Raw genomic sequence first — 24,619 nt, 5'->3', positions numbered from 1 at the left:
GGCGAAGATCAAGGTCGGCGACGCGCTGGCGCAGGGCACCGACATCGGTCCGGTGTCCTCGAAGTCGCAGCTCGAGCAGGACCTGGAATACATCGCGATCGGCCAGGGCGAAGGCGCCACGCTGGCCGCGGGCGGCGAGCGGCTGAAGCTGGAGACCGACGGCTACTACATGTCGCCGGCGCTGTTCAGCGAATCGGCCGCGTCGATGCGCATCAACAAGGAAGAGATCTTCGGGCCGGTGGCGAGCGTGATCCGGGTGAAGAATTACGAGGAAGCGCTGGCCACGGCCAACGACACCGAGTTCGGGCTGTCGGCGGGCATCGCGACCACCTCGCTGAAGCACGCGACGCACTTCAAGCGCCACAGCCAGGCGGGCATGGTGATGGTCAACTGCCGACGGCGGGGGTGGACTACCACGTGCCCTTCGGCGGGCGCAAGGGGTCGAGCTACGGGCCGCGCGAGCAGGGCCGGTACGCGCAGGAGTTCTTCACTGTCGTGAAGACGGCGTACACCTTGGCCTGACCCTGCGGCCTCACGCTGCTCGATGCCGAGCAGGTCGGCACCGTGGGCGCCCTGACCGATGGCAAGGATGTCATCGGCATCCCGGAACCAGCAGTTCGACTTCGGCGCCGAGTGGGACGTGCCGGGCGTGCAGGGCTTTGCGCTGGCGGCATCAAGCTGCACGGCCCGAGGCGGGGGCGGAAGAAATCGGGGGTGTCGGCAGACTCGGGCATGTGGGAAATCTCCCAGGGATCAGCACCTACTTCCAGCGGCAAACTGCGCGACAGCCTTAGAAACGGGCCTGAACCGTTGCCGCCGCCCGCACCGGATACAACCGCGGCAGCCACACAAAGGCGATCATTACCAGCACAACGCCCGCCAGCGCCATGGGCAACACCATCGGCCAGGCACCGTGGCGCATCGTCGGGTCGATAAAGCCCGCCGCCAACTGGCCGGCGCAGAAGGCCACGCACATCATCACGAAGCCCGAACACGACACGGCCCGCCCGGCCAACTGCGGCGGCAGGTCACCCACCGCGCCCGCTTGGCCGCAAGGCTGGTGAATGCCATTGCCCAGTGCGTACACCGCGTGCCCTACCAACAATGGAACGGGCGAGGTCGGCGCAAGCACGCAGCCGGCAATCTGGATGCACGGCCCCAGCAGACTGAGCGAGGCGCCCAACTGCACCGTGCGCACCGGCCCGCGCCGCGATAGCAAACGCCGGCACCATGTGATGCTGAGGATGTAGACCAGCGAGCCGCCCGCCGGAATCCAGCCGTAGAGCGCAGGCGACAGGCCAAACAGGTCGACGTACACCATCGGCGACAGCAGCAAAAAGCAAAAGATGCCGCCGTAGGTGGTCGCGGTCAGCGCCGTCCAGGCGCGAAAGCTGGGGCTGGCGAACACTTGGCGCATACCGCCAGTGGATACGGATGCGAGGACCGGGGCCGGCCCCGCCGCCACTTGCCGCGTCTCACCGAAAGTGCGCCAGCACAACGCAAGCAACGCGAGCGAGTAGACGCCCATCGCCGCCAGCACCCAGCGCCAGCCTGCGGTCTGGACTCCCCACGCACCGGCTATCGGCCCCACCAGGGCCACGATGCCCAAGCCCCTCAGGCCGTGGGCCATGACGTGCGGCCCTTCATGGGCCGGATACAGGTCGCGCACCGCGGCCCGAGCGCACACCAGGATGGACGCCATGGCCGCGCCCTGCACGGCGCGCCAGGCCACCAGAGCGTCCGCGCTGCCCGCCAGCGCGCAGCCGGCCGCCGCTACCGTATAACAGGCCAGCCCCGTCAGCAGCACCGGCCGGCGTCCGAAACGGTCGGCCAGCGGCCCGCACACGAGTTGGGCGATGCCGAAGGCCAGCACGAACACGGTCAGGCTGTTGCTGGCCGAGCCGAGGTCGCGGGCGATCTCAGGCAGCGCCGGCAGATAACTGTCGGTGGCGACCGGCTGCGCGGCCAGGAGCAGCGGCAGCAGCAGAGCGAAGGAGACGGCGCGTCGCGGGGCGTGATCGGAGCAGCTCATCTCAATGGAGCTTGGTTACCGCACGCGGCGCGTCAGGCATGGGAGTGCCAAAGCAGAAGACCTTCGACCGGCGCGTTCCCGGCGGGCGAAGCGAGGAGCCCGTGCTCCTTCAATCCGTGCCCACGGCAGGCAGCTGGCCAGCACCGCCAGCGGGTGGCGCAGGTCGATCATCTCGACCAGGCGGGGGCGGAAGAAATCGGGAGTGTCGGCAGACTCGGGCATGTGGGAATCTCCCAGGAATCAGCACCCCGAGCAATCAGACCTGGGAGATTTAGGCAGCGGAAATGTCGCTCGGATCCAGCGTTCATGCGGGAGAGAAGAGATTTGCAGGGGCGACTACTACATGTCGCCGGCGCTCTTCAGCGAATCGGCGGCCTCGATGCGCATCAACAAGGAAGAGATCTTCGGGCCGGTGGCGAGCGTGATCCGGGTCAAGAACTACGAGGAAGCGCTGGCCACGGCCAACGACACCGAGTTCGGGCTGTCGGCGGGCATCGCGACCACCAGCCTGAAATACGCGACGCACTTCAAGCGCCACAGCCAGGCGGGCATGGTGATGGTCAACCTGCCGACGGCGGGGGTGGGACTACCACGTGCCTTTCGGCGGGCGCAAGGGGTCGAGCTACGGGCCGCGGGAGCAGGGCAGGTATGCGCAGGAGTTCTTCACTGTGGTGAAAACGGCGTACACCTTGGCCTGAGACCTCGCGGGACAGACCAGGAAAGGCGTGGAGGCCCGCTGGCTTTTTTGTCGATGCAACTCGATTCGATCGACTATGTCTTGCTGCGCGCCTTCGGTGTCTTCTTCTCTTCGGGCGGAGCGAACCCGATAGGCCGTTTGGGCGGCGGATCGGGAGGCACCGTCAGAGCACGCATGGCCTCGAACAATTGGCGCAGTTGATTGGGCGTGTTGCCGCTGAACATGTCGTGCGATAGCTCCAGCCGTTCTGTCTTCTCCTCGATCTCGGACAGTCGCCTGGTCAAATCCTCATGCAAGCTCGCTGCTTGCCGCAGCCGCACGAAAGCGCGCACCACGTAGATCCCCATCTCTACAGCCCTGTGCCGAGGCCAGCACGTTGGCCAGGGCCACCGCGCCGAACTCCGTGAACGCGAATGGAAGCGTCCTCGAGAACTTCAGCTTCGAGAGGTGGTCACAGTTTGTGACCACCTCGGCCTTCTCGGCGGCGTCGAGCTGGAACATGAAGTCCGACGGAAAGCGTGCTGCGTTGCGCTTGACGGCTTGGTTCAGTGCCTTGGTCGGCACGCCGTAGAGCTCGGCCAGATCGGCGTCGATCATCACCTTCAGCCCGCGCAGCACCTGGATGCGCCCCTCGATGCGCGGCAGCGCGCTGCCCGTTGTTGTTGTCGCCATGCGCTCCCTCTTCCCCGTCTTTTAGTCATCGGCTTGCGCCAACACCGTTATGAGACTGGACCAAGAACCTGCGCAGCAGTATTTACCCTGTCCTCAACAGCCTAGATCGGCCGGACCGCCGACTTCGGCCGGAACGCCTTGCAAACCGCGTCGTCGGTCTCGAGGTAGGGCCCGCCGATCAGGTCGATGCAGTAGGGCACGGCCGCGAAGATGCCCGGCACCGCCTGCGTGCCGTCGGCGTTGCGCAGCCCTTCGAGGGTCTCGGCGATCGCCTTCGGCTGGCCCGGCAGGTTGATGATCAGGCTGCGCTCGCGGATCACCGCGACCTGGCGCGACAGGATCGCGGTCGGTACGAAGGCGAGGCTGATCTGCCGCATCTGCTCGCCGAAGCCCGGCATTTGCTTGTGGGCCACGGCGAGCGTGGCCTCGGGCGTGACGTCGCGCAGGGCCGGCCCGGTGCCGCCGGTGGTCAGCACCAGCGAGCAGCCGGCGTCGACCAGTTCGATCAAGGCCGTGCTGATGCCGGCCTGCTCGTCGGGGATCAGGCGCGATTCGAAAGTGATCGGATTGCGCAGGGCGCGCTCCAGCCATTCCTTCAGCGCCGGCAGGCCCTTGTCTTCGTAGACGCCGCTCGACGCCCGGTCGCTGATCGACACGATGCCGATGCGCACGGCGTCCGGGGCCGTCATGCGTCGTCCTCGCGCGCCTGCTCGGCGGCCTCGTCGGCGAGGTCGGCCGTGCCATGCACGCGCAGCTGGGCGCGCACGATCTGGAACACCTCGCGGTAGGCCTTGCCCTGGCGCGGCGCCTCGCCGGGCGGGCCGGCCTTGATGTCCTTGCGAGCCTGGCGCACCAGCGCGCGCAGCTGCTGGGCATCGGTGGCCGGATGGGTTTCGATCCAGCCGCCGAGGGCGTCGTCGTCGGCGATCAGCCGGTCGCGCCAGCGCTCGGCCTCGTGCAGCGCCGCGGTTTCCTCGGCCGGCAGGCGGTCCTGCTCGGCCAGGGCGGCGCGGACCGCGTCGAGCACCTCGGCGTCGAGGCCGCGCATCAGCTTGCCGATGAACTGCATCTGCCGCCGCTTGCCCTCGAAGTTGGTGATGCGCTTGGCGTCGGCGATGGCGTCCTTGAGCTTGTCGCCCAAGTCGAGCGTGTCGAACAGGCCGGCTCGCAGGCCGAGCAGGGCTTCGCCCAGCGCCTGTAGTTCGGCGCTCTCGCGTTTGAGGTCGGTCTTGCTGGCGGCGTCGGTGCCCTTGAGCTCGCGCTTGAGCTCCAGATCGAGTTCGCTGCCTTCGGCCACGAACTCGCCACGGACGAAGTAGCCTTTTTTGGGTTTGCGGGACATAGATGCAATCGTTGGCCGCACCATCGGGAACAGGGGGCGCAAGTATCATAGCCAACACATGACCACATCTTCCTCGCGCGCCGACTCCGGCTTCGCCTACAGCCGTCCCTTTTTCGAAAACCTGGTCGATTCGGCCTTGGCCCACGCCAAGAAGCTCGGCGCGACCGATGCCGGCGCCGAGGCGTCCGAGGGCTGCGGCCTGAGCGTCTCGGTGCGCAAGGGCGAGCTCGAGAACGTCGAGCGCAACCGCGACAAGTCACTTGGCGTCACGGTCTACGTGGGCCACCGCCGCGGCAATGCCAGCACTTCCGACTTCTCCGAGGCGGCCATCGCCCAGACCGTGCAGGCGGCCTACGACATCGCCCGCTTCACGGCCGAAGACCCGGTCAGCGGCCTGCCCGACGAGGCCGACATCGCCAAGGAGCAGCCGGACCTCGACCTGTTCCACCCCTGGGACGTCACCAGCGAGCAGGCAGCCAGCCTGGCGCTCGAATGCGAGGCAGCGGCGCTGTCGACCGACAAGCGCATCACCAACAGCGAAGGCGCCGGCGTCTCGGCGCAGCAAAGCCACTTCTTCAGCGCCCACACCCGCGGCTTCCGCGGCGGCTATGCCAGCTCGCGCCATTCGATTTCGGTGGCGCCGATCGCCGGCCGCGGCGACGACATGCAGCGCGACGCCTGGTACAGCTCGATGCGCTCGGCCGACGAGCTGGCGAGCCCCGTGGCGGTGGGCCGCTACGCCGCCGAGCGGGCACTGAGCCGCCTCCAGTCGCGCAAGATCAAGACCACCGAATGCCCGGTGCTGTTCGAGTCGCCGCTGGCGGCCGGGCTGCTGGGCGGGCTGGTGCAGGCCACCAGCGGCGGGGCGCTGTATCGCAAGAGCACCTTCCTGCTCGATTCGCTCGGCAAGAAGGTGCTGCCCAAGCACATCGACGTGGTCGAAGATCCGCATCTGCTGCGCGGCAAAGGCAGCTCGCCCTTCGATGACGAAGGCGTGGTGACGCGCAAGCGCAAGGTGGTCGACGGCGGGCGTCTCGAAGGCTACTTCCTCAGCACCTACTCGGCGCGCAAGCTGGGCATGAAGACCACCGGCAACGCCGGCGGCTCCCACAACCTCACCCTGACCTCCCGCCTGACGAAGAAGGGCGACGACCTCGATGCGATGCTCGAGAAGCTCGGCACCGGCCTGCTGGTGATCGAGCTGATGGGGCAGGGCGTCAACTACGTGACGGGCGACTATTCGCGCGGCGCCAGCGGCTTCTGGGTCGAGAAGGGCCGGATCGCCTTCCCGGTCCAGGAGATCACGATCGCCGGCAACCTCAAGGACATGCTGATGGGCATCGAGGCGGTGGGCGCGGATGCCTACAACTACGGGGCGAAGACGACCGGGTCGCTGCTGGTCAATCGCATGAAGGTCGCGGGGGCATGAGATTGTCGTTAGACTGGTCATCTGACTAGTCTGAAGGAGGTCGCCATGAAGTCATGGCCGGTTCAAGATGCCAAGGCGCGCTTCAGCGAATTCCTCGACGCCTGCCTTGCTGAGGGACCTCAGTTGGTGACACGCCGCGGCGCCGACGCCGCGGTGCTGGTACCGGCGGCGGAATGGAAGCGGCTGCAGGCGGCCGCCCGGCCGTCCCTGAAAGAACTGCTGATGTCCGATGCCGCCCGCACCGACAGCTTGGTGCCCCAGCGGGGCGGGGCGCGGCGGCGCCGGGCCGAGCCGCTCGACTGACGCCGCATGTACCTGCTCGATACCAACGTCATTTCGGAGTTGCGGCGGCCGCGTCCCCATGGGGCGGTGCTGGCGTGGCTGCAGGCGGTTGCCGACAGCGATCTGCATCTGTCCGCCGTCACCCTGGGGGAGATTCAGGCCGGGATCGAACTCACGCGGGAGCAGGATGCCGTCAAGGCGGCCGAGATCGAGCGCTGGGCCGACCAGGTGGCCGCCTCCTACAACAGCCTGCCGATGGATGCCCAGACCTTCAGGATCTGGGCCCGGCTGATGCATCGACGTTCGGACACCCTCTACGAAGACGCGATGATCGCCGCCACCGCCCTGCGCCATGGCCTGAAGGTCGTGACCCGCAACGTCGGCGACTTCGCGGCCTTCGGCGTCGATTTGGTGAATCCGTTCGCTTGAGCGCTCCCGGCCGGATTCCGTTTCGGTGCGCCATGCAGCAACATGGCGCAAGAGCACCGTCCTGATGCGGAATTGGCACCATTTTTGCTTGCGATCGGTGCGTCAGCCGGGCCATCCGGCGTCGACGCACCATCTCCAAGCAAATTTCAGAGCCAATTTCCAATGGATGCACTCACTCGGGGCACGAACGCGCTCTTTCTTCTCCTCGGCGCCATCATGGTGTTGTCGATGCATGCGGGTTTTGCCTTTCTCGAACTCGGCACGGTGCGCAAGAAGAAAACCAGGTCAATGCGTTGGTGAAGATCCTGGTCGACTTCTCGGTGTCGACCATCGTCTACTTCCTGGTCGGCTTCGGCGTCGCCTACGGCACGCATTTCTTCGTCGGCGCCGAGCAGCTGGCGGCCGGCAGCGGCTTCGAACTGGTGCGCTTCTTCTTCCTGCTGACCTTCGCCGCGGCGATCCCGGCGATCATCTCGGGCGGCATCGCGGAGCGCGCCAAGTTCTGGCCGCAGCTCATCGCCACGGCCGTCATCGTGGGCCTGGTGTATCCGCTCTACGAGGGCATCGCCTGGAACCGGGCCTTCGGCATCCAGGATTGGCTGGCCCGGGTCACGGGCAACGAGTTCCATGACTTCGCCGGCTCGGTGGTCGTCCACGCGATGGGCGGCTGGCTGGCGCTGCCGGCGGTGCTGCTGCTGGGGGCGCGCCGCAACCGCTACCGGGGCGACGGCTCGCTGAGCGCGCACCCGCCCTCGAACATCCCGTTCCTGGCCCTCGGCGCCTGGGTGCTGTGCGTGGGCTGGTTCGGCTTCAACGTGATGAGCGCGCAGACGATCGACAAGATCTCGGGCCTGGTGGCGGTCAATTCGCTGATGGCGATGGTCGGCGGCACGCTGGTGGCCCTGGCGCTCGGCAGGAACGACCCCGGCTTCGTCTACAACGGGCCGCTGGCGGGCCTGGTGGCGGTCTGCGCGGGCTCCGACCTGATGCACCCGATCGGCGCGCTGGTGGTGGGGGGCGTGGCCGGCGCGATCTTCGTCAAGATGTTCACCCTGACGCAGAACAAATGGAAGATCGACGACGTGCTGGGCGTCTGGCCGCTGCACGGCCTCTGCGGCACCTGGGGCGGCATCGCGGCCGGGATCTTCGGCACCCGGGCGCTGGGCGGCATCGGCGGGGTGAACCTCTGGGCCCAGCTGGTGGGCGTGGCGATCGGGGTCGGCTGGGCGCTGGTGGCCGGCGCCGCGGTCTATGGCGTGCTGCAGGCCACGCTGGGGCTGCGGCTGTCGCAGGAGGAGGAGTACGACGGGGCCGACCTGTCGATCCACCACATCTCGGCCACCCCGGAGCGCGAGGCCAACTGGTAGCCCGCGGTCATCAGGCGGCGAGTGCGGCGCGGACCTTTTCGATCACGCGGACGTAGGGCGCGGCGAAGTTCTCCAGCGGCGCGTCCGGCGCCAGCCAGCTGAAGCTGAACACCAGCCCGTCTTCTTCCGGGCTGCCCATCGCGACATGGTCGAAGCTTTCGGGCAGCGCCTGTTCGCTGCGCATCAGGAACAGGTGCCACAGCTGCGGGTGGCGGCGCTTGTTGCCTTCGACGCCGGCCTCGCAGTCGCGGTCGATGGTGCCCAGCGGCTCCAGCGGCCCCGCATGGTCGATGCCCGACTCTTCCAGCAGTTCGCGCCGCACCGCGTCCTCGGGCGCTTCGCCGGGCTCGACCGTGCCCTTGGGCAGCTGCATGCCGCGGTCCTCCGGGTGGTGGAACACCAGCAGCCGGCCCTGGGCGTCGACCAGGCAGGCGCAGGCCTTGAGGACCGGGCGGGCCCTCACGTTCACCAGGCAACCTTCGCGCTAGGCGCTGCGGTGCGAGCCCCCTTCGGAGCGGCCGTGCGGTGGCTCATGCGCCGGCGAGGGCCGCCTTGACGGCGGCGCTGACCTGGCCCATGTCGGCCTTGCCGGCCAGCTTGGCCTTGACCGCGCCCATCACCTTGCCCATGTCGCCCGGGCCCTTGGCGCCGAGTTCGGCGACGATCGCCTGCACTTCGACCGCCACCTCGTCGGCACTCATGCGCTGAGGCAGGTAGACCTCGAGCACCTTGATCTCGGCCGCTTCCTTGTCGGCCAGGTCGGTGCGCCCGCCCTGGGTGAAGGCGGCGACCGAGTCCTTGCGCTGCTTGACCAGCTTGTCGACGATCGCGACCACCATCGCGTCGTCGAGCTCGATGCGCTCGTCGACTTCCTTCTGCTTGAGGGCGGCGAGCAGCAGGCGGATGGTGCCCAGGCGCTCGGCGTCCTTGGCGCGCATCGCGGTCTTCATGTCTTCGGTGATCTGGTCCTTGAGGCTCATGGCGGGCTTTCTTTGATGAAGCGACAAACAAAAGCCGCGGCAGGGTGTCCCTGGCGCGGCTCGATCCGGATGGAACCGGGCGGTGGCCTGTGGCCAACGCTGCGGGTGCTTAGTACAGCTTCTTGGGCAGCTGCATGCTGCGCACGCGCTTGTAGTGGCGCTTGACGGCCGCGGCCTTCTTGCGCTTGCGCTCGGCGGTCGGCTTTTCGTAGAACTCGCGGGCACGCAGGTCGGTCAGCAGGCCGAGCTTTTCGATGGTGCGCTTGAAGCGGCGCAGGGCGACGTCGAAGGGCTCGTTTTCTTTTACGCGGATGGTGGTCATTTAGGAATCGGTTGGTTCATTTGGCCTGGGGAGATCGAGGCCCCGGGCCGGGGTTCCTCAACTGAAAAATGGGGTGGGCCGTTGAGGGGAGGCCGAAGTTAGCCCGACATTATAGCGTCAGCTTTGGGCTGCGCCACCAGCGCCTGCGCACAGGCGTGCGCACTGGCCCAGGCCCACTGGAAGTTGTAGCCGCCGAGCCAGCCCGTGACATCCACCACCTCGCCGATGAAATAGAGCCCCGGCTGCTTCGACTCCAGGGTCTGGGAGGACAGGTCGCGGGTGTCGACGCCGCCGGCCGTGACTTCAGCCTTCTTGTAGCCCTCGGTGCCGCTGGGCGTGATCTGCCAGCGCGCGATGCGCTCGGCCAGGGCCGCCAGCGCCCGGTCGGCGGCCTCGTTGATCGGGCGCTGCAGGGCGGCGTCCTGGCCGACCCAGGCGTCGGCCAGCCGGGCCGGGACCCAGGCCGCCAGCTCGTTGCCGATGCGCTTGCGCGAGCGCTGCTTGGCTTCGCCCAGCGCGGCCGCGATGTCGGTGCCGGGGGCGAAGTCGATGGTCAGCGGCGCGCCCGGCTTCCAGTAGCTGGAGATCTGCAGCACCCCCGGCCCGGAGAGGCCGCGGTGGGTGAACAGCAGGTCTTCTCGGAAGCTCATGCGCTCCTTCTTGCTGCCGGTCTCGATCTGGACCGGCAGGGCCAGGCCGGCCAGTCCCGCATACGGCTCCCAGGCCTCGCCGCCGAAGGTCATCGGCACCAGGGCCGGCCGTGGCGCGACCACGCGCAGGCCGAACTGGGTGGCGATCCGGTAGCCGAAATCGCTGGCGCCGATCTGCGGGATCGACAGGCCGCCGGTCGCGACCACCAGGCGCGGCGAGCGCACGGTGCCGCGGCCGGTCTGGATCGCATAGCCGCCGACGTCCGACCAAGAGACGGCGCCGACGCTGCAGGGCTGCCAGTGGGTCACGCCGCCGGCCGCGCATTCGGCCAGCAACAGGTCGATGATCTGCTGCGACGGGCCGTCGCAGAACAGCTGGCCCTTGTGCTTCTCGTGGAAGGCGATGCCGTGGCGCTGGACCAGGGCGATGAACTGCTGCGGCGTGTAGCGCGACAGCGCGGAGCGGCAGAAGTTCGGGTTGTCGCCGATGAAGTGGCGCTGCGGCGCGCGCACGTCGAGATCGCGGTTGGTGAAGTTGGCGCGGCCGCCGCCCGAGATGCGGATCTTCTCGGCGATGCGCTCGCCGTGGTCGAGCAGCAGCACCTTCAGGCCGCGCTGGCCTGCCACGCCGGCGCAGAAGAGGCCGGCGGCGCCTGCGCCGATGACGACGACGTCGAAGCTGTCCAACGCGCCGGTCTCAGGTGCCGAAGCGCACCGACGGGACGCCGGCCGCGGCCAGGCCGCGCAGCACGTCGCCGACCACGATCACCGAGGGGCTGGCCATTTCCGCGCCCGCGAGGTCGGCGCGCAGCCGCGCCAGGGTGGTCGCGATGTGGCGCTGCTGCGGCAGGCTGGCGTGCTGGATCACCGCGACCGGGGTGTCGCCGGGCAGGCCGTGCAGCAGCTCGGCCTGGATGTGGGCGACGCCGGCGACACCCATGTAGATCACCAGCGTCAGGCGGGCGTCGCGGGCGGTCGCGGCCAGCTGGCGCCAGTCGGTCGGGTGTTCGCCGGCGGCGTAGCCGGTCTTCGCATGGCCGGTGACGAACACCACGCCCTGGGCGTGGTCGCGGTGGGTCAGCGGCACGCCCAGCGCCGTCACCGCGGCCAGGCCGGCCGTGATGCCGTTGACCACCCGGACCTCGATGCCGTGCTCGCGCAGATGCTCGACTTCCTCGCCGCCGCGGCCGAAGATGAAGGGATCGCCGCCCTTCAGGCGGACCACGGTCTCGCCTTCCTGCACCGCGGTGATCATCAGCCGCTCGATGAAGGCCTGCGGCGTGCTGCGGCAGCCCCCGCGCTTGCCGACGTGGACGACGCGGGCGCCGGGGCGGGCATAGGCCAGGATCTCGTCGTTGACCAGGTCGTCGACCAGCAGCACGGTGGCAGCCTGGATGGCCTTGACCGCCTTGAGGGTCAGCAGCTCGGGGTCGCCGGGACCGGCGCCCACCAGCGTGCAGCTGCCTTGGAGGGAAAGTTGGCTCATGGGATCTCCGCGGTGTGCGTTGTGCGTGTCTCTTGCGCGCGCTGCGCCAGTTGAAGGATGTGCGCCACCTGCTGCGCGATCGCGTCCGGCACCGGCAGTTCGCCCGCCAGCACGCGCCGCGTGTAGTTGGCCGTGGTCTCGACGTCGATCTCGCTCGGCAGGCCGGGCACCTCGGCCTGGGTGCCGGGCTGCTGCGTCTGCAGCTCGATGCGCTGCCCGCGCACGAAGCCGTCGACTTGCGCGGTGCGGCGCGGGTCGGCCGCGCTCTCGCCTTCGAGGCCGCGCGACAGCAGCGCGGTCATCCCGGTGAGCTCGAAGGTGGCGGCCATCGAGCGCGCGTATTCGGGGTGGGTGTAGCTGCCGATCACCACGCAGTCGCCGAGGGCGGGCTGCATGAGCTTGACCACGCTGTGGCCCGGGTTGCGCAGGCCGACCACGCGGCGCACGTCGAGCAGGCGCTTGAGCCCGGGGTTCAGCAGCGCGGTCGGCGCGAACACCGCCTCGCCCTCGGCGATCGGGCGGATCGCCGCCAGCGCCGGCACTTCGAGCGCGGCCAGCACGCTGGAGGCCAGCACCCGGGTCGATTCGGTGGCCGCGCCGTGCACCAGCACCGGCAGCCCCTCGCGCGCCAGCAGCAGCGCCAGCAGCGGCGTCAGCACCGGCAGCCGGCGGGCGCCGTTGTAGCTCGGCAGCACCACCAGCGGCCGATCGGTGGCCGGGAAGCGCGCCAGCCGGGCATGGGTGGCATCGAGGAAGCCGGCCAGCTCCTCGGGCGTCTCGCCCTTGATCCGCATCGCCAGGCAGAAGGCGCCCATCTCGAGGTCGGTGATGCTGCCGTCGAGCACCTGGCCGAACAGGTCCGAGGCCTGTTCGCGGGCGAGCGGCTTCGCGCCGCGGGCGCCGCGGCCGATTTCCTTGATGTAGTGACTGATTCCCATGGGTGCCGGATTGTCCCGCATGCCTTATGCCGGTTGGGCAGTGGGCTTATGCACTGCAACCGCGCGCACCATGCGCTTGAGTTCCGGCAGGCAGGAGCCGCAGTTTGTGCCGCACTTGAGCGCGCCCTGCAGCGCGACCAGGCGCTCGGAGTCCTCGCCCGCGCCGGTCGCCAGCTGCGCCTCGATGGCGGTCTGTGTGATGCCGAAACAACTGCAGATCACCTTGCCGCGCGCCGCCACCCCGGCCGGTGCCGTGGCGCCGGGGCGCAGCAGCTGGCGGCCGTAGGCCTGGGCCGGCAGGCGGTCCTGCAGCAGGGCCTTGATCCAGGCTTCGGCGCGGGTGTCGCCGCCGAGCAGGAAGCCTTCGAGCCGGGCGTCGGCGCCGTCGCGTGCCAGGCGCACGGCGCGCCGCTGGCCGCGCCGGGCATCGGCGTAGCGCAGCGTGTCGGCGCCGCCCAGCGCCAGCAGGCTCTCGATCTGCGCCAGCAAGGCGTCGGGCGGAGCCTCGTGGCCCGCGGCCCGGAACAGGATGCCGGTGCGCTCGGCCGCGCCGCCTTCCAGCGCGCCGCCGGTGCCGAAGGGCACGCAGCTGGCGAAGGGAAAGCGCTGCATCAGCGCCCGCAGCGCAGCGGCGGTGGCCAGCGCCGCATCCGGGGGCAGCCAGGCGGCGGCGAGCAGCGACCAGGGCAGCTCGGCCTTGAGGATCTTGACCGCCGCATGCTTGAGCTCCGGCTGCTTCGAGTCGGGGCAGTAGCTCGGCGTGGTGAGCGCGTTGATGCCCGCCAGCCGCTCGCCGGTGCTCGAACAGCCGCTCAGGTATTCGCCGCCCCAGTGCATCGCGATGAAGGCCTGCGACAGGCCGACCTCGGTGCTGGCCGCCAGCGGCAGCACGATCGAGCCGCGGCGCGAGGTGACATGCACCAGGTCGCCCTCGGCCAGCTGGCGGCGCGCCATGTCCTGCGGATGCAGCTGCACGCTCGGCTCGGCCACGTGGCCGAACAGCCGGCCCAGCGTGCCGGTGCGGCTCATGCCGTGCCACTGGTCGCGCAGCCGGCCGGTGTTGAGCGAGAAGGGATAGCGCGCCTCGCGGGCCTCGGCCACCGGCTTGTAGACCGTGTCGACGAAGCGGGCCCGGCCGTCCGGCGTCGGGAACACGCCGTCTTCGTAGAGCCGCGCGCGGCCCGTGGCCTCGCCCTCGCGCAGCGGCCATTGCAGCGGCGCCGCCTCCAGCATCGCGTAGCTCATGCCGGTGATGTCGAGGTCGCGCCCGCGGGTGCTCTCGCGGTGCTCGTTCCAGACCGACTCGGCGTCGGCGTAGGGGAAGAGGGTGGCCGGGAGGCCGGCCCGCGCGAGCCGCGCTTCGAGCCGGCGCGCGAAATCCACGCCGATCGCCCAGTCGCCGCGCGCCTGGCCCGGCGCCGCCACCGCCTGGCGCACGCGCGAGATCCGGCGTTCGCTGTTGGTGACCGTGCCTTCCTTCTCGCCCCAAGTGGTGGCCGGCAGCAGCAGGTCGGCGTAGTCGCAGGTCGCGGTGGTCGAGAAGGCTTCCTGCACCACCACGAACTCGCAGCGCTGCAGCGCGCGGCGCACGGTGGCCTGGTCGGGCATCGACTGCGCCGGGTTGGTGCAGGCGATCCAGAGCGCGCGGATCTCGCCATCGGCCGCGGCCTGGAACATCTCGACCGCGGTCTTGCCCGGCTTCTGGGGGACCTCGGGCACGCCCCAGAGCGCCGCGACTTCGGCGCGGTGCGCGGGGTTCGCGAGGTCGCGGTGCGCCGACAGCAGGTTGGCCAGTCCGCCGACTTCGCGGCCGCCCATCGCGTTGGGCTGGCCGGTCAGCGAGAACGGGCCGGCGCCGGGCTTGCCGATCTGCGCCGTCGCCAGGTGCAGGTTGATCAGCGCCGCATTCTTGGCCGTGCCCGATGACGACTGGTTGAGGCCCTGGCAGTACAGGCTCAGCGTGGCCGCCGAGGTCGCGAACAGGCGCGCGGCCTGCAGCAGGTCGTCCTTGGTGATGCCGCAGACCTGCGCTACGTGCTCGGGCGTGCAGTCGCGCACCGTGGCCTTCAGGGCGTCGAAGCCGCTGGTGTGCTCGGCGATGTAGCGGGCGTCGGTCCAGCCTTCCCACAGCATCAGGTGCAGCATGCCGTTGAACAGCATCACGTCGGTGCCGGGCTGGATCGGCAGGAACAGGTCGGCGATGTCCGCCGTGTCGGTGCGGCGGGGATCGGCCACGATGATCTTGAGCGCCGGGTTGGCGGCCTTCGCGTCCTCGATGCGGCGGAACAGGATCGGATGCGCCCAGGCCGCGTTGCTGCCGACGATGAACAGGCAGTCGGCGAACTTGAGATCGTCGTAGCAGGCCGGCGGCGCGTCGGCGCCCAGCGTCTGCTTGTAGCCGGCCACCGCGCTGCTCATGCACAGGCGCGAGTTGGTGTCGATGTTGTTGGTGCCGATCAGGCCCTTGGCCAGCTTGTTGAAGACGTAGTAGTCCTCGGTCAGCAGCTGGCCCGAGACATAGAAGCCGACGGCGTCCGGGCCGTGGTCGCGGATCACCTGGGCGAACTTCCGGGCGGCGAGGTCGAGCGCGCCGTCCCAGTCGATCGGCTCGGGCGCCGCGCCTCGGGTGGCGCGCTGCAGGGGCCGCAGCAGGCGCGTCTGCATAGTGACCGCGGCGCTGGCCGTGAGGTGCAGGGTCGAGCCCTTGGTGCACAGGCGGCCGAAGTTGGCGGGATGCGCGGGGTCGCCGCGCACACCCGTGATCTGCGCGCCATCGGATTCGATGATCACGCCGCAACCGACGCCACAGTAAGGGCAGGTGGAGCGTGTTTCGTTCATGGTGTTCCTCAAGCTGCGACCGGGCGTTTCGGGCCGGCGACCGGGCGTTCGAGCTCGGTGGCATGGCCGGCCAACTCCGTGCTGTCCAGGTGCACCACGCCGTCCGCCACCTTGACCGCGAAGCGCGGCGTGCAGCCTTCGTCGGGCGACTTCGCGCAGCCGTCGTCGAGCCCGATCGCCCAGTTGTGCAGCGGGCAGGCCACGCTGGTGCCGAAGACGATGCCCTGGCTCAGCGGGCCGCCCTTGTGGGGGCAGCGGTCGAGCAGGGCGAAGACCTGGTCGTCGGCATTGCGGAACACCGCGACGTCGATGCCCGCGGGCCGCGCCACGCGCCGTGCGCCCAGCACCGGGATGTCGTCGACCCGGCAGATGGCTGTCCATTGGTTCATGGTCGTGCTCCCTGTCAAACGGTCTGCGCCGGCGCGCCGACCACCGCCACCGGCGTGAACTGACGGACGTCGACCGAGGCCTGGCTCGACGCGAACCACGGATCGGGTTCGCCGTCGAGCGCGAACTGCAGCCGTTCCCACAGTGCCTTGCGGCCCTCGGCGTCCTCGAGGATCCGCCTCTTCACGTGGTCGAGGCCGACCCGTCCGATGTAGTGCACCGTGCGCTCCAGGTACCAGCCCTCCTCGCGATAGAGCTGAAGGAAGGCGCCGGCGTGCGCCATCACTTCCTCGGCGCTCTTCACCTTGACCAGGAAGTGCGCCACCTCGGTCTTGATGCCGCCGTTGCCGCCGACATAGATCTCCCAGCCCGAGTCGACGCCGATCACGCCGACGTCCTTGATGCCCGACTCGGCGCAGTTGCGCGGGCAGCCCGAGACCGCCAGCTTGACCTTGTGCGGCGAATACATCGCCCACAGCGCGCGTTCCAGGTCCTTGCCCAGCTGGGTCGAGTCCTGGGTGCCGAAGCGGCACCACTCGCTGCCGACGCAGGTCTTCACCGTGCGCAGCGACTTGGCGTAGGCAAAGCCCGAGGGCATGCCGATGTCCTTCCAGACGTTCTCCAGGTCCTCCTTCTTCACGCCCAGCAGGTCGATGCGCTGGCCGCCCGTGACCTTGACGGTCGGGATCTTGTATTTGTCGGCCGCATCCGCGATGCGGCGCAGCTCGTCGGGCGTGGTGTGGCCGCCCCACATGCGCGGGATCACCGAGTAGGTGCCGTCCTTCTGGATGTTGGCGTGGCTGCGCTCGTTGATGAAGCGGCTCTGCGGATCGTCCTTGGCTTCCTTCGGCCAGGTCGAGATCAGGTAGTAGTTGACGGCCGGGCGGCAGCTGGCACAGCCGTTGGGCGTGCGCCAGCCGAGATTGCGGTAGACCTCGTCGTGCGTCAGGTAGTGCGCCTTGCGGATCGCATCGCGCACGTCCTGGTGGCTGACGTCGGTGCAGGCGCAGACCGCCTTCTTCTTCGGCGTGGCCGAGTAGTCGCCGCCGGCCGTGAACATCAGGATCTGCTCGACCAGCCCGGTGCACGAGCCGCACGACGCGCTGGCCTTGGTGTGCTTCTTGACCTCTTCGAGGGTGAACAGGCCGCGGTCCTTGATCGCCTTGCAGATGGTGCCCTTGTTGACGCCATTGCAGCCGCAGACCTCGGCATCGTCGGGCATCGAGGCGGCCTTGCTGTGGCCTTCGTGGCCGGTGTCGCCGATGTTCGATTCGCCGAACATCAGCTTGTCGCGGATGTCGTGCACGCTGCGGCCGTCGCGCAAGAGCTTGAAGTACCAGCTGCCGTCGACCGTGTCGCCGTAGAGGCAGGCGCCGACCAGCTTGTCGTCCTTGATCACCAGCTTCTTGTAGACGCCGCCGAAGGGGTCGCTCATGACGATTTCTTCCGTGCCGTCGCCGCCCATGAACTCGCCGGCCGAGAACAGGTCGATGCCCGTGACCTTGAGCTTGGTCGAGGTCAGCGAGCCCAGGTAGCGGCCGATGCCGAACTGCGCCAGGTGGTTGGCCGCCACCTTGGCCTGCTCGAACAGTGGCGCCACCAGGCCGTAGGCGATGCCGCGGTGCGCCGCGCATTCGCCGACCGAATAGATCCGGGCGTCGGTCACGGTCTGCATGGTGTCGCTCACCACGATGCCGCGGTTGACGTGCAGCCGGGCGCGCTCGGCCAACTCGGTGTTGGGCCGGATGCCGACCGCCATCACGACCAGGTCGGCCGCCACTTCGGTGCCGTCCTTGAAGCGGATGGCCTTGACCCGGCCGTCCTCGCCGCCGATCAGGTCCTGCGTCTGCGCACCCATCAGGAACTTCAGCCCGCGATCTTCCAGCGACTTCTGCAACAGCTTGCCGGCCACGTCGTCGAGCTGGCGCTCCATCAGCCAGGGCATCACGTGGACCACGGTCACGGTCATGCCGCGCAGCATCAGGCCGTTGGCCGCCTCCAGCCCCAGCAGGCCGCCGCCGATCACCACCGCGTTCTTGTGGGTGCGGGCGGTCTCGATCATGTAGTCGGTGTCGGCGATGTCGCGGTAGGCGATCACGCCCTTCAGGTCGCGGCCGGGCACCGGCAGCATGAAAGGGTTGGAGCCGGTGCACAGCAGCAGCCGGTCGTACGCGGCCTCGGTGCCGTCGTCGGCGCGCACGATGCGCTTGACGCGGTCGATCTCGACCACCTTCTTGCCGGCATGCAGCGTGATGTGGTTGTCGGCATACCACTCCCACGAATTCAGCACGATCTCGTCCACCGTCTGTTCGCCGGCCAGCACCGGCGACAGCAGGATGCGGTTGTAGTTCGGGTGCGGCTCCGCACCGAACACGGTGATGTCGTAGAGCTCGGGCTCGATCTTGAGCAGTTCCTCGAGCGTGCGCACGCCGGCCATGCCGTTGCCGACCATCACGAGTTTCATTTTCTTCATGGGGTGGACCTTTCGTGGATTCGAATCAAGCGGGCGGCCCGCGGCGCGCGTGGAGAATCGCGCCATGAGCTTTGAAGTGGACATCGGCTACAGCAGCCAGCGCGGGCCGCGCGACGTCAACGAGGACTTCGCCGGCACCGTGCATGCGCCGCCCGGCGAGGAGGCGCGCGGGCTGATCGCCGCCATCGCCGACGGCGTGTCCACCGGCGGCCACGGGCTGGAGGCGGCGCAGACCACCGTGATGGGCCTCTTGGCCGACTACTTCGCGACGCCCGACACCTGGGAGCCGACCGCGGCCCTGGACCGGCTGATCGGCGCCCAGAACGCCTGGCTGGCCGACCACAACCGGCGCCGGCAGGGCGGCGGCACCGCGCTCACCACCTTGACCGCGCTGGTCTTGCACGGCCAGAGCTACACGCTGGCGCACGTCGGCGACACGCGCGCCTGGCAGGTGCGCGAGGCCGGCGAGCCGGCCGTGCCGCTGACCCAGGACCACGCCTTCGAGCATCCGGACCTGCGCAGCCGCCTGACCCGGGCGATCGGCCTCGACGACCAGGTGCGGGTCGACTACGCGCAGGGCGAGGTCCGGGTCGGCGATTGCTTCGTGCTGACCTCCGACGGCGTGCATGGCGCACTCAAGGCGCCGCAGCTGGCGCGCTTCGCGCTGCAGGGCACGGCGCTGCAGGCCAGCGAGGCGCTGGTGCGGGCGGCGCTGGCGGCCGGCTCGCGCGACAACGCCACCGCGCTGGTGATCCGCGTCGTCGGCCTCGATGCGCGCCAGCTCGACGACGAGCTGGGCGACGTGCGCCGGCTGGCGCCGCCGCCGGCGCTGAAGGTGGGCGACCTGCTCGACGGCTACGCCATCACGGCGCGGGTGGCCGACACCGGCGTGCACCTGCTCTACCAGGCGCGCCATCCCGTCACGCGGGAGCTGGTCGCGGTCAAGACCCTGCACCCCTCCCGCGCCGGCGATCCCGAGGAGCGCGCCATGCTGGCGCACGAGGCCTGGCTGGGGCTGCGCGTCAGCGCCCGCGCCGACAGCGGCTTCGTCCGCGTCCATGAACGCGCCGTGGACGCCAGCGCGCTCTACGTGGTGTTCGACTGGCATGGCGGCCGCACGCTCGAACAGCTGCAGAAGGCCGGCCCGCGCGGCGCCGCGGCCGAGGTGATCGGGGCGGCCATCGCGATCGCCAAGGCCTTGGGCCGGCTGCACCGGCAGGGGGTGGTGCACCGCGACATCAAGCCCGCCAACCTGCACCTGGGCGAGGACGGCCGCTGGCGCATCCTCGACCTCGGCGTCGCGCTGTCCGGGCGCGAGGGCGAGGCCCAGCGCGAGCTGCATGCCGGCACGCCGAGCTACATCAATCCCGAGCAGTGGCAGGGTGCCAGCGCCGATGCCGGCAGCGACCTGTTCGCGCTCGGCGTCACGCTCTATCAGTGGCTGGCGGGGCGCCTGCCCTATGGCGAGATCGAGCCCTACCAGCTGGCGCGCTACCGGCGCGACCCGGCCGCGCTCTCGCGCCTCCGGCCTGACCTGCCGGTCTGGCTCGACCACCTGGTGTGCAAGGCGGTGGCGCGCGATCCGCGCCACCGCTTCGAGACCGCCGAGGAACTGCTGCTGGCGCTGGAGCGCGGCGCGTCGCGCCCCGTCGGTCCGCCCGGCCACACGCCGCTGATCCGCCGCGATCCGGCCGCGCTCGTCAAGATCGCGCTGGCCGTGTCGCTGCTGCTCAACGCACTGCTCGTGCTGTGGCTGCTCTTCTTGCCGCGTTGACATGATGGGTGGCCTCTTCAGCGCTGGCGCGCCGTCTTGCGCGGGGCGGCGTACTTGACCGCCGAGGGTGCGGGCGCGGTCCGCGCACGACCGCCTTTTTCGGCCCAGGTGCGGGTCCAGCGGATCTGCATCACGCGCATCACGCCGAGCATCACCAGCGACAGCAGCGCGAAGAAGACGAAGCCCCAGGTGTAGCTGCCGAGGTACTGCTTCGAAAGCCCCATCGCATTGGGCACCAGGCCGCCGCCGAGGGCACCGATCTCGCCGATCATCGAGCCCGCCACCGCGGTGCTGGCCGGCCAGCGCAGCGGCACCAGCTGGAACAGCGCGCCGTTGCCCGCGCCCAGGGCCGCGAAGCAGGCGATCAGCAGCAGCGTGGTGAGCACCAGCGAGGACGACGAGATGCCCACCAGCACCAGCCCGCCGGCCACCACCGTCAGCACCAGGGTCAGCGTGTTGACGCCGCCCCAGCGGTCGGAGATCCAGCCGCCGACGATGCGCACCGCGGCGCCCATGAAGGCGGCCAGCATGGTCAGCTGCCCCGCCTGCACCTTGCTGACGCCGAACTGGTCGTAGTAGTAGGACGGCAGGAAGGTCGTCAGGCCGATGAAGCCGCCGAAAGTCACGCCGTAGATCAGGCTGAAGACCCAGCCGTCCTTCTCGAACAGGCAGGCGATGTGCTCGCGGAAGCTGGCATGGCTGTCGATGTCCGGCGGCTCTTTCGCGAACAGGATCATCACGATCATCGGCAGCAGGATGGCGCCGGCGGCGACGCCGTACACCGCCTGCCAGCCCAGCCACTGGGCCAGCGGCGGCGCCACCAGCACCGAGACCGCGGTGCCGACATTGCCGGCGCCGACCAGGCCCATCGCCAGGCCCTTGTGCTGCGGCGGGAACCAGCCCGAGCCGAGCGACAGGGCGACGCCGAAGCTGGCGCCGGCGATGCCCAGCAGCACGCCCATCGCGAGCAGGTCGTTGAAGCTCTTGACGAAGAAGAAGCCGAACAGCATCGCCACCGCGATCAGGCCCATCTCGACCAGCGTCGCGTTCTTGCGGCCGATGTACTGCGACAGGATGCCGAGCGGAAAGCGCATCAGCGCCCCGGCGATGATCGGCACCGAGAGCATCAGCCCCTTCTGCGCCGGCGAGAGATCGAAGGTCTCGCCGATGAAGGGCGCCATGGCGCCGTTCAGCACCCAGATGCAGCACGAGAAGGAAAAATAGAGGAAGGCCGCGAACAGCGTCGGGCCGTGGCCTGTTTTCAGAAACGTCTTGAAGCTGGTCATGGCAGTCCATGGGAAATGCCGCGGCCCGGCCGGGAGCGGGCCGTGTCGTCGGGCGGGGTGGGGGAGGTGTGGGTGTGTCCGGCCTTGTCACGGCCGGACGGCGGGCAGGAACCTGCCGCTTCACCAAAGCGGTGCTTCGTTACACCGCACCCTGAATGACGCAAAAGACGTGCCAGTAACTTGAGCTTCCGCTGGCCTATGCTGTGCACCTGTTTCCGATTGCGACCGTGACCCGATTCCTCGTTGTTCCTCCTCCCGAAAGCGTGGCCGATGCGCGGCCCGCCGCCTTCGAACAGGCGCTGGCCCACGGTTTCGTCGCGGTCGACTGCGGCGATCTGGTGCGCCAGGTCGAGGCGTCGGCACCACGACAGGTCCTGGTCTGGCTGCCGGGCCCGGTGCCTGAACCGGTGCTCGAAGCGCTGCGGACTTGGGCGGGCCTGCCGCCCTGCGCCCTCGGGCTCGTCAGCGCGCCGCTCGACGACGCCGCCCACGCGCAGCTGGTGGCGCTCGGCGTGCACGCCTGGACGCCGGTCGACCGCATCGACGCGCCGGCCCTGGCAGCGCTGCAGGCGCGTGCCGACGCCCGCTGGCAGCGCGAGGCCGCGCTGCGCACCGAACTGGATGCGCTTCGCACCCGTCTCGATGAGCGCAAGTGGGTGGACCGCGCCAAGGGCCTGCTGATGTCGGCCCGCGGCATCGGCGAGGACGAGGCCTTCGGCCTGCTGCGGGGCGCCGCGATGCATGCCAACCTGCGGCTGGGCGAAGTCTCGCGCTCGGTGCTCGAGGCCGCGCAGTGGGCCGATGCGATCAACCGCGCCGGCCAGCTGCGCATGCTGTCGCAGCGGCTGGTTCGGGTCGCGGCGCAGGCCCTGGCCGGCATCGACGTGCGGCGGGCCCGGGTGCTGCGCACCCAGTCCACCGAGCGGGTGAAGCACAACCTGGATCATCTCGCCACCCTGGCGCTCGGCGTCCCCGCCAGCGCGGCGCTGGACCGCGTGCGCAGCGCCTGGCAGGAACTGGAGACGGCCCTCGCGGCGCGGGGGGCGGCGCCGGCACTCGCGGCCGTCGATGCCCGGGCCGAAGCCCTGCTGCTGGCCGCCGAAGCCCTGACCGAAGCGCTCGAGGCCTCCGGCGCACGGCGGGCACTGCGGATCGTCAACCTCTGTGGCCGGCAGCGCATGCGCGCGCAGCGGCTGGCCAAGGAGGCGCTGCTGGCGGCGCCATCGCAGGAGCGGATGGCCGCGACCATGGACGAATTCGAGGCCGCATTGCGGGAGCTCGAAGCCGCGCCGCTGAGCTCGCCCGAGATCCGGGCGGCGCTGGCGGTCGCGCGCGACGAATGGCTGCACCTCATGCGCGGCGTGCGCGCCCTCGACAGCGCCGAGGGCCGGGCGTCGCTGGTGCGCGCCAGCGACGCGCTGGTCGACACCTTCGAGCAGCTGACCGCCGCGTACGAGCACAGCCTGCAGGTGATCATGTCCTGACGCCCGGTGCGCGAAAGTGCGTGGGCCGGCGCTCAGGCGGCGACTTTTTCGACGTGCGCTTGGCGCGTGTAGAGGAAATCGATCACGGCCTTGCGCGCATGCACGTAGACCGGGTCCTCGGCCAGCGCCACGCGGTTGCGCGGCCGCGGGATGTCGACCGCCAGCACCTCGCCGATGGTGGCGGCCGGGCCGTTGGTCAGCATCACGATGCGGTCCGACAGCAGCACCGCCTCGTCGACGTCGTGCGTCACCATGACCACCGTGCTGCGGGTCTTCTGCACGATCGCCAGCAGCTCGTCCTGCAGCTTGGCGCGGGTCAGCGCATCGAGGGCGCCGAAGGGCTCGTCCATCAGCAGCACCTTGGGCTCCATCGACAGCGCCCGCGCGATGCCCACGCGCTGCTTCATGCCGCCCGAGATCTCGCCGGGCCGCTTCTGCGCCGCCGGCGTGAGGCCGACCAGCGCCAGCGCCGCCTCGGTGCGGGCCTTGAGCTGCGCCTTGTTCTCGCTCGCCGCGAACACCCGCTCGACCGCCAGGTAGACGTTCTCGTGGCAGGTCAGCCAGGGCAGCAGCGAGTGGTTCTGGAACACCACCGCGCGCTCCGGCCCGGGGCCCTTGATCTCGCGGTTGGCGCACAGCAGCACGCCCTGGGTCGGCGTGGTCAGGCCGGCGATCAGGTTCAGCAGTGTCGACTTGCCGCAGCCCGAGTGGCCGATCAGCGTGATGAACTCGCCCTTGGCCACGTTCAGGTTGACGTCGCGCAGCGCCAGGAAGCTGCCCTTGGCGGTCTTGAAGCGCTGTTCGACGCCTTCGATCGCGATGTACTTGCTGTCGTCATTCATGACTTCACCTCTTCGAACGTGAACGCGGTGGCGACCTTGACGAGCGCGAACTCGAGCACCAGGCCGACGATGCCGATGACGAAGATCGCGATGATGATGTTGGCGACGTTGAGGTTGTTCCACTCGTCCCAGACCCAGAAGCCGATGCCGACGCCGCCGGTCAGCATCTCGGCCGCGACGATCACCAGCCAGGCGGTGCCGACCGCCAGCCGCACGCCGGTCAGCATGTAGGGCAGCACGGCGGGGAACAGGATCTTGGTGAAGATCTTCCATTCGCTGAGGTTCAGCACCCGGGCGACGTTCATGTAGTCGCTCGGCACGCGCTGCACGCCGACCGCGGTGTTGATGATCATCGGCCAGATCGAGCAGATGAAGATGGTCCAGATCGCGGCCGGGTTGGCGCCCTTGAACACCAGCAGGCCGATCGGCAGCCAGGCCAGCGGCGACACCGGCCGCAAGAGGCTGATCAGCGGATTGAACATGCGCGACAGGAACTCGAAGCGCCCGATCGCGAAGCCCGCCGGGATGCCGACCGCGGCCGCCAGGCCGAAGCCCAGCGCCACCCGCTGCAGCGACGAGAGCACGTTCCAGCCCACGCCCTGGTCGTTCGGGCCCTTGCTGTAGAACGGATCGCTGAACACCGTGAGCGCCTGCTGCCAGGTCTGGAGCGGCGAGGGGAAGCCGGTGGTGCTCTTGAGCGCCACCAGTTCCCAGACCAGCACCAGCAGGGCGAAGCCGAGCACCGGCGGCAGCACACGCAGCCACAAGGCGCGGAAGTCGCGCGGCATGCGCGGCGTGGGCTCGACCGCGGCCGGCGTGGCCACCGGCCTTGCGGCCTGGGCTTGGACCTTGGCGGCCGGCAGCACCGGCTTGGCCTCGAGGGGGGAATGAAAGACGGCACTGACCATG

The 24,619-nt window shown here is 69.5% G+C and carries 23 protein-coding genes and 3 pseudogenes; 8 read left to right on the top strand and 18 right to left on the bottom strand.

The window, feature by feature from the left end; genetic code table 11:
- Nucleotides 1-499: aldehyde dehydrogenase family protein (locus QTI33_RS29445; RefSeq protein ID WP_286510024.1), on the top strand; the 499-nt coding region annotated here is incomplete at its 5' end.
- A 291-nt stretch (nt 500-790) separates the two neighbouring features.
- Here the strand turns inward: QTI33_RS29445 and QTI33_RS29440 are convergent.
- Nucleotides 791-2,032: an MFS transporter gene (locus QTI33_RS29440; RefSeq protein WP_286510023.1), complete on the bottom strand. Its 1,242-nt coding sequence runs from the start codon at nt 2,030-2,032 to the stop codon at nt 791-793.
- Between the two features lie 63 nt (nt 2,033-2,095).
- Nucleotides 2,096-2,254: pseudogene (locus QTI33_RS29435) on the bottom strand (IS5/IS1182 family transposase); the annotation flags it as partial.
- Between the two features lie 115 nt (nt 2,255-2,369).
- On the opposite strand from QTI33_RS29435, the pseudogene QTI33_RS29430 reads away from it, so the two are divergent.
- Nucleotides 2,370-2,730 (top strand): annotated as a pseudogene (locus QTI33_RS29430) (aldehyde dehydrogenase family protein); the annotation flags it as partial.
- A gap of 73 nt (nt 2,731-2,803) precedes the next feature.
- On the opposite strand, the gene QTI33_RS29425 reads toward QTI33_RS29430, so the two are convergent.
- From QTI33_RS29425 to yjgA, 4 genes are all read right to left on the bottom strand, one after another.
- Complete coding sequence (locus tag QTI33_RS29425; protein ID WP_286510022.1) at nt 2,804-3,025, bottom strand: hypothetical protein; 222 nt, start codon at nt 3,023-3,025, stop codon at nt 2,804-2,806.
- Complete coding sequence (locus QTI33_RS29420; protein WP_286510021.1) at nt 3,018-3,401, bottom strand: ORF6N domain-containing protein; 384 nt, start codon at nt 3,399-3,401, stop codon at nt 3,018-3,020. Before QTI33_RS29420 ends, QTI33_RS29425 begins: the two co-directional genes overlap by 8 nt.
- Nucleotides 3,402-3,502: 101 nt before the next feature.
- The gene (gene mog, locus QTI33_RS29415) at nt 3,503-4,090 is read right to left on the bottom strand and encodes a molybdopterin adenylyltransferase (protein WP_286510020.1); all 588 of its coding nucleotides are present in this window, start codon (nt 4,088-4,090) and stop codon (nt 3,503-3,505) included.
- Nucleotides 4,087-4,743: a ribosome biogenesis factor YjgA gene (gene yjgA / locus QTI33_RS29410; protein WP_286510019.1), complete on the bottom strand. Its 657-nt coding sequence runs from the start codon at nt 4,741-4,743 to the stop codon at nt 4,087-4,089. The genes mog and yjgA overlap by 4 nt, the downstream gene beginning before the upstream one ends.
- A gap of 58 nt (nt 4,744-4,801) precedes the next feature.
- Here yjgA and pmbA point away from each other — a divergent pair, with 58 nt between their 5' ends.
- From pmbA to QTI33_RS29390, 4 genes and pseudogenes are all read left to right on the top strand, one after another.
- Nucleotides 4,802-6,172, top strand: a complete 1,371-nt coding sequence (gene pmbA, locus QTI33_RS29405; RefSeq protein WP_286510017.1) for a metalloprotease PmbA — start codon at nt 4,802-4,804, stop codon at nt 6,170-6,172.
- Nucleotides 6,173-6,217: 45 nt separating this feature from the next.
- Nucleotides 6,218-6,475 (top strand): type II toxin-antitoxin system Phd/YefM family antitoxin, encoded by a 258-nt coding sequence (locus QTI33_RS29400; protein WP_286510015.1) that lies wholly within the window; start codon nt 6,218-6,220, stop codon nt 6,473-6,475.
- Between the two features lie 6 nt (nt 6,476-6,481).
- The gene (locus tag QTI33_RS29395; RefSeq protein WP_286510014.1) at nt 6,482-6,883 is read left to right on the top strand and encodes a type II toxin-antitoxin system VapC family toxin; all 402 of its coding nucleotides are present in this window, start codon (nt 6,482-6,484) and stop codon (nt 6,881-6,883) included.
- 162 nt (nt 6,884-7,045) lie between these two features.
- Nucleotides 7,046-8,250: pseudogene (locus tag QTI33_RS29390) on the top strand (ammonium transporter).
- Nucleotides 8,251-8,260: 10 nt separating this feature from the next.
- Here QTI33_RS29390 and QTI33_RS29385 read toward each other — a convergent pair.
- The 9 genes from QTI33_RS29385 to nirB all read right to left on the bottom strand — a co-directional run bounded on the left by QTI33_RS29385 (nt 8,261) and on the right by nirB (nt 18,324).
- Nucleotides 8,261-8,719, bottom strand: a complete 459-nt coding sequence (locus QTI33_RS29385; RefSeq protein ID WP_286510013.1) for an NUDIX domain-containing protein — start codon at nt 8,717-8,719, stop codon at nt 8,261-8,263.
- 61 nt (nt 8,720-8,780) lie between these two features.
- Entirely contained in the window at nt 8,781-9,230 is a 450-nt protein-coding gene (locus QTI33_RS29380; protein WP_286510012.1) for a GatB/YqeY domain-containing protein, read from the bottom strand.
- Nucleotides 9,231-9,339: 109 nt separating this feature from the next.
- Nucleotides 9,340-9,552 carry a 30S ribosomal protein S21 gene (rpsU, locus tag QTI33_RS29375; RefSeq protein WP_007833691.1) on the bottom strand — a complete coding sequence of 71 codons (213 nt, stop codon included), beginning with the start codon at nt 9,550-9,552 and terminating at the stop codon, nt 9,340-9,342.
- Nucleotides 9,553-9,650: 98 nt separating this feature from the next.
- Nucleotides 9,651-10,889 carry a BaiN/RdsA family NAD(P)/FAD-dependent oxidoreductase gene (locus QTI33_RS29370; protein ID WP_286510011.1) on the bottom strand — a complete coding sequence of 413 codons (1,239 nt, stop codon included), beginning with the start codon at nt 10,887-10,889 and terminating at the stop codon, nt 9,651-9,653.
- 10 nt (nt 10,890-10,899) lie between these two features.
- Nucleotides 10,900-11,688, bottom strand: coding sequence for a uroporphyrinogen-III C-methyltransferase (cobA, locus tag QTI33_RS29365; protein ID WP_286510010.1), 789 nt, complete (start codon nt 11,686-11,688; stop codon nt 10,900-10,902).
- The gene (ybiB, locus tag QTI33_RS29360) at nt 11,685-12,626 is read right to left on the bottom strand and encodes a DNA-binding protein YbiB (RefSeq protein ID WP_286510009.1); all 942 of its coding nucleotides are present in this window, start codon (nt 12,624-12,626) and stop codon (nt 11,685-11,687) included. The genes cobA and ybiB overlap by 4 nt, the downstream gene beginning before the upstream one ends.
- A 24-nt stretch (nt 12,627-12,650) precedes the next feature.
- Nucleotides 12,651-15,464 carry a nitrate reductase gene (locus tag QTI33_RS29355; RefSeq protein ID WP_286510008.1) on the bottom strand — a complete coding sequence of 938 codons (2,814 nt, stop codon included), beginning with the start codon at nt 15,462-15,464 and terminating at the stop codon, nt 12,651-12,653.
- Nucleotides 15,465-15,472: 8 nt separating this feature from the next.
- Entirely contained in the window at nt 15,473-15,853 is a 381-nt protein-coding gene (nirD, locus tag QTI33_RS29350; protein ID WP_286510007.1) for a nitrite reductase small subunit NirD, read from the bottom strand.
- A gap of 14 nt (nt 15,854-15,867) precedes the next feature.
- The gene (gene nirB, locus QTI33_RS29345) at nt 15,868-18,324 is read right to left on the bottom strand and encodes a nitrite reductase large subunit NirB (protein ID WP_286510004.1); all 2,457 of its coding nucleotides are present in this window, start codon (nt 18,322-18,324) and stop codon (nt 15,868-15,870) included.
- Nucleotides 18,325-18,388: 64 nt separating this feature from the next.
- Here nirB and QTI33_RS29340 point away from each other — a divergent pair, with 64 nt between their 5' ends.
- Nucleotides 18,389-20,098 carry a bifunctional protein-serine/threonine kinase/phosphatase gene (locus QTI33_RS29340; RefSeq protein ID WP_286510003.1) on the top strand — a complete coding sequence of 570 codons (1,710 nt, stop codon included), beginning with the start codon at nt 18,389-18,391 and terminating at the stop codon, nt 20,096-20,098.
- A 17-nt stretch (nt 20,099-20,115) separates the two neighbouring features.
- On the opposite strand, the gene QTI33_RS29335 is transcribed toward QTI33_RS29340, so the two are convergent.
- Nucleotides 20,116-21,384, bottom strand: coding sequence for an MFS transporter (locus tag QTI33_RS29335; protein ID WP_286510001.1), 1,269 nt, complete (start codon nt 21,382-21,384; stop codon nt 20,116-20,118).
- Nucleotides 21,385-21,611: 227 nt separating this feature from the next.
- Between QTI33_RS29335 and QTI33_RS29330 the strand changes: the two genes are divergently transcribed.
- Entirely contained in the window at nt 21,612-22,868 is a 1,257-nt protein-coding gene (locus tag QTI33_RS29330) for an ANTAR domain-containing protein (protein WP_286510000.1), read from the top strand.
- A gap of 32 nt (nt 22,869-22,900) precedes the next feature.
- Here QTI33_RS29330 and QTI33_RS29325 read toward each other — a convergent pair whose 3' ends face one another.
- Both QTI33_RS29325 and ntrB read right to left on the bottom strand, forming a co-directional pair.
- Nucleotides 22,901-23,710, bottom strand: a complete 810-nt coding sequence (locus QTI33_RS29325; RefSeq protein ID WP_286509998.1) for an ABC transporter ATP-binding protein — start codon at nt 23,708-23,710, stop codon at nt 22,901-22,903.
- A complete protein-coding gene (ntrB, locus tag QTI33_RS29320) occupies nt 23,707-24,618 on the bottom strand; it encodes a nitrate ABC transporter permease (protein WP_286509996.1) in 912 nt (303 codons plus the stop codon). Before ntrB ends, QTI33_RS29325 begins: the two co-directional genes overlap by 4 nt.
- Nucleotide 24,619 lies beyond the last annotated feature (1 nt).

It is taken from the genome of Variovorax davisae (assembly GCF_030316845.1).
GTDB classification, from domain to species: Bacteria; Pseudomonadota; Gammaproteobacteria; order Burkholderiales; family Burkholderiaceae_C; genus Variovorax; species Variovorax davisae.
This window is presented reverse-complemented; position numbering and strand designations above follow the sequence as displayed.

What these genes read in the sequence shown, in the direction of transcription:
- QTI33_RS29400 (WP_286510015.1), top strand. Translation starts at nt 6,218, where the DNA reads ATGAAGTCATGGCCGGTTCAAGATGCCAAGGCGCGCTTCAGCGAATTC.
- ybiB (WP_286510009.1), bottom strand. Translation starts at nt 12,626, where the DNA reads ATGGGAATCAGTCACTACATCAAGGAAATCGGCCGCGGCGCCCGCGGC.
- nirD (WP_286510007.1), bottom strand. Translation starts at nt 15,853, where the DNA reads ATGAACCAATGGACAGCCATCTGCCGGGTCGACGACATCCCGGTGCTG.
- QTI33_RS29340 (WP_286510003.1), top strand. Translation starts at nt 18,389, where the DNA reads ATGAGCTTTGAAGTGGACATCGGCTACAGCAGCCAGCGCGGGCCGCGC.
- QTI33_RS29335 (WP_286510001.1), bottom strand. Translation starts at nt 21,384, where the DNA reads ATGACCAGCTTCAAGACGTTTCTGAAAACAGGCCACGGCCCGACGCTG.
- pmbA (WP_286510017.1), top strand. Translation starts at nt 4,802, where the DNA reads ATGACCACATCTTCCTCGCGCGCCGACTCCGGCTTCGCCTACAGCCGT.
- yjgA (WP_286510019.1), bottom strand. Translation starts at nt 4,743, where the DNA reads ATGTCCCGCAAACCCAAAAAAGGCTACTTCGTCCGTGGCGAGTTCGTG.
- QTI33_RS29420 (WP_286510021.1), bottom strand. Translation starts at nt 3,401, where the DNA reads ATGGCGACAACAACAACGGGCAGCGCGCTGCCGCGCATCGAGGGGCGC.
- rpsU (WP_007833691.1), bottom strand. Translation starts at nt 9,552, where the DNA reads ATGACCACCATCCGCGTAAAAGAAAACGAGCCCTTCGACGTCGCCCTG.
- cobA (WP_286510010.1), bottom strand. Translation starts at nt 11,688, where the DNA reads ATGAGCCAACTTTCCCTCCAAGGCAGCTGCACGCTGGTGGGCGCCGGT.
- QTI33_RS29380 (WP_286510012.1), bottom strand. Translation starts at nt 9,230, where the DNA reads ATGAGCCTCAAGGACCAGATCACCGAAGACATGAAGACCGCGATGCGC.
- QTI33_RS29395 (WP_286510014.1), top strand. Translation starts at nt 6,482, where the DNA reads ATGTACCTGCTCGATACCAACGTCATTTCGGAGTTGCGGCGGCCGCGT.
- nirB (WP_286510004.1), bottom strand. Translation starts at nt 18,324, where the DNA reads ATGAAGAAAATGAAACTCGTGATGGTCGGCAACGGCATGGCCGGCGTG.
- mog (WP_286510020.1), bottom strand. Translation starts at nt 4,090, where the DNA reads ATGACGGCCCCGGACGCCGTGCGCATCGGCATCGTGTCGATCAGCGAC.
- QTI33_RS29325 (WP_286509998.1), bottom strand. Translation starts at nt 23,710, where the DNA reads ATGAATGACGACAGCAAGTACATCGCGATCGAAGGCGTCGAACAGCGC.
- QTI33_RS29440 (WP_286510023.1), bottom strand. Translation starts at nt 2,032, where the DNA reads ATGAGCTGCTCCGATCACGCCCCGCGACGCGCCGTCTCCTTCGCTCTG.
- QTI33_RS29355 (WP_286510008.1), bottom strand. Translation starts at nt 15,464, where the DNA reads ATGAACGAAACACGCTCCACCTGCCCTTACTGTGGCGTCGGTTGCGGC.
- ntrB (WP_286509996.1), bottom strand. Translation starts at nt 24,618, where the DNA reads ATGGTCAGTGCCGTCTTTCATTCCCCCCTCGAGGCCAAGCCGGTGCTG.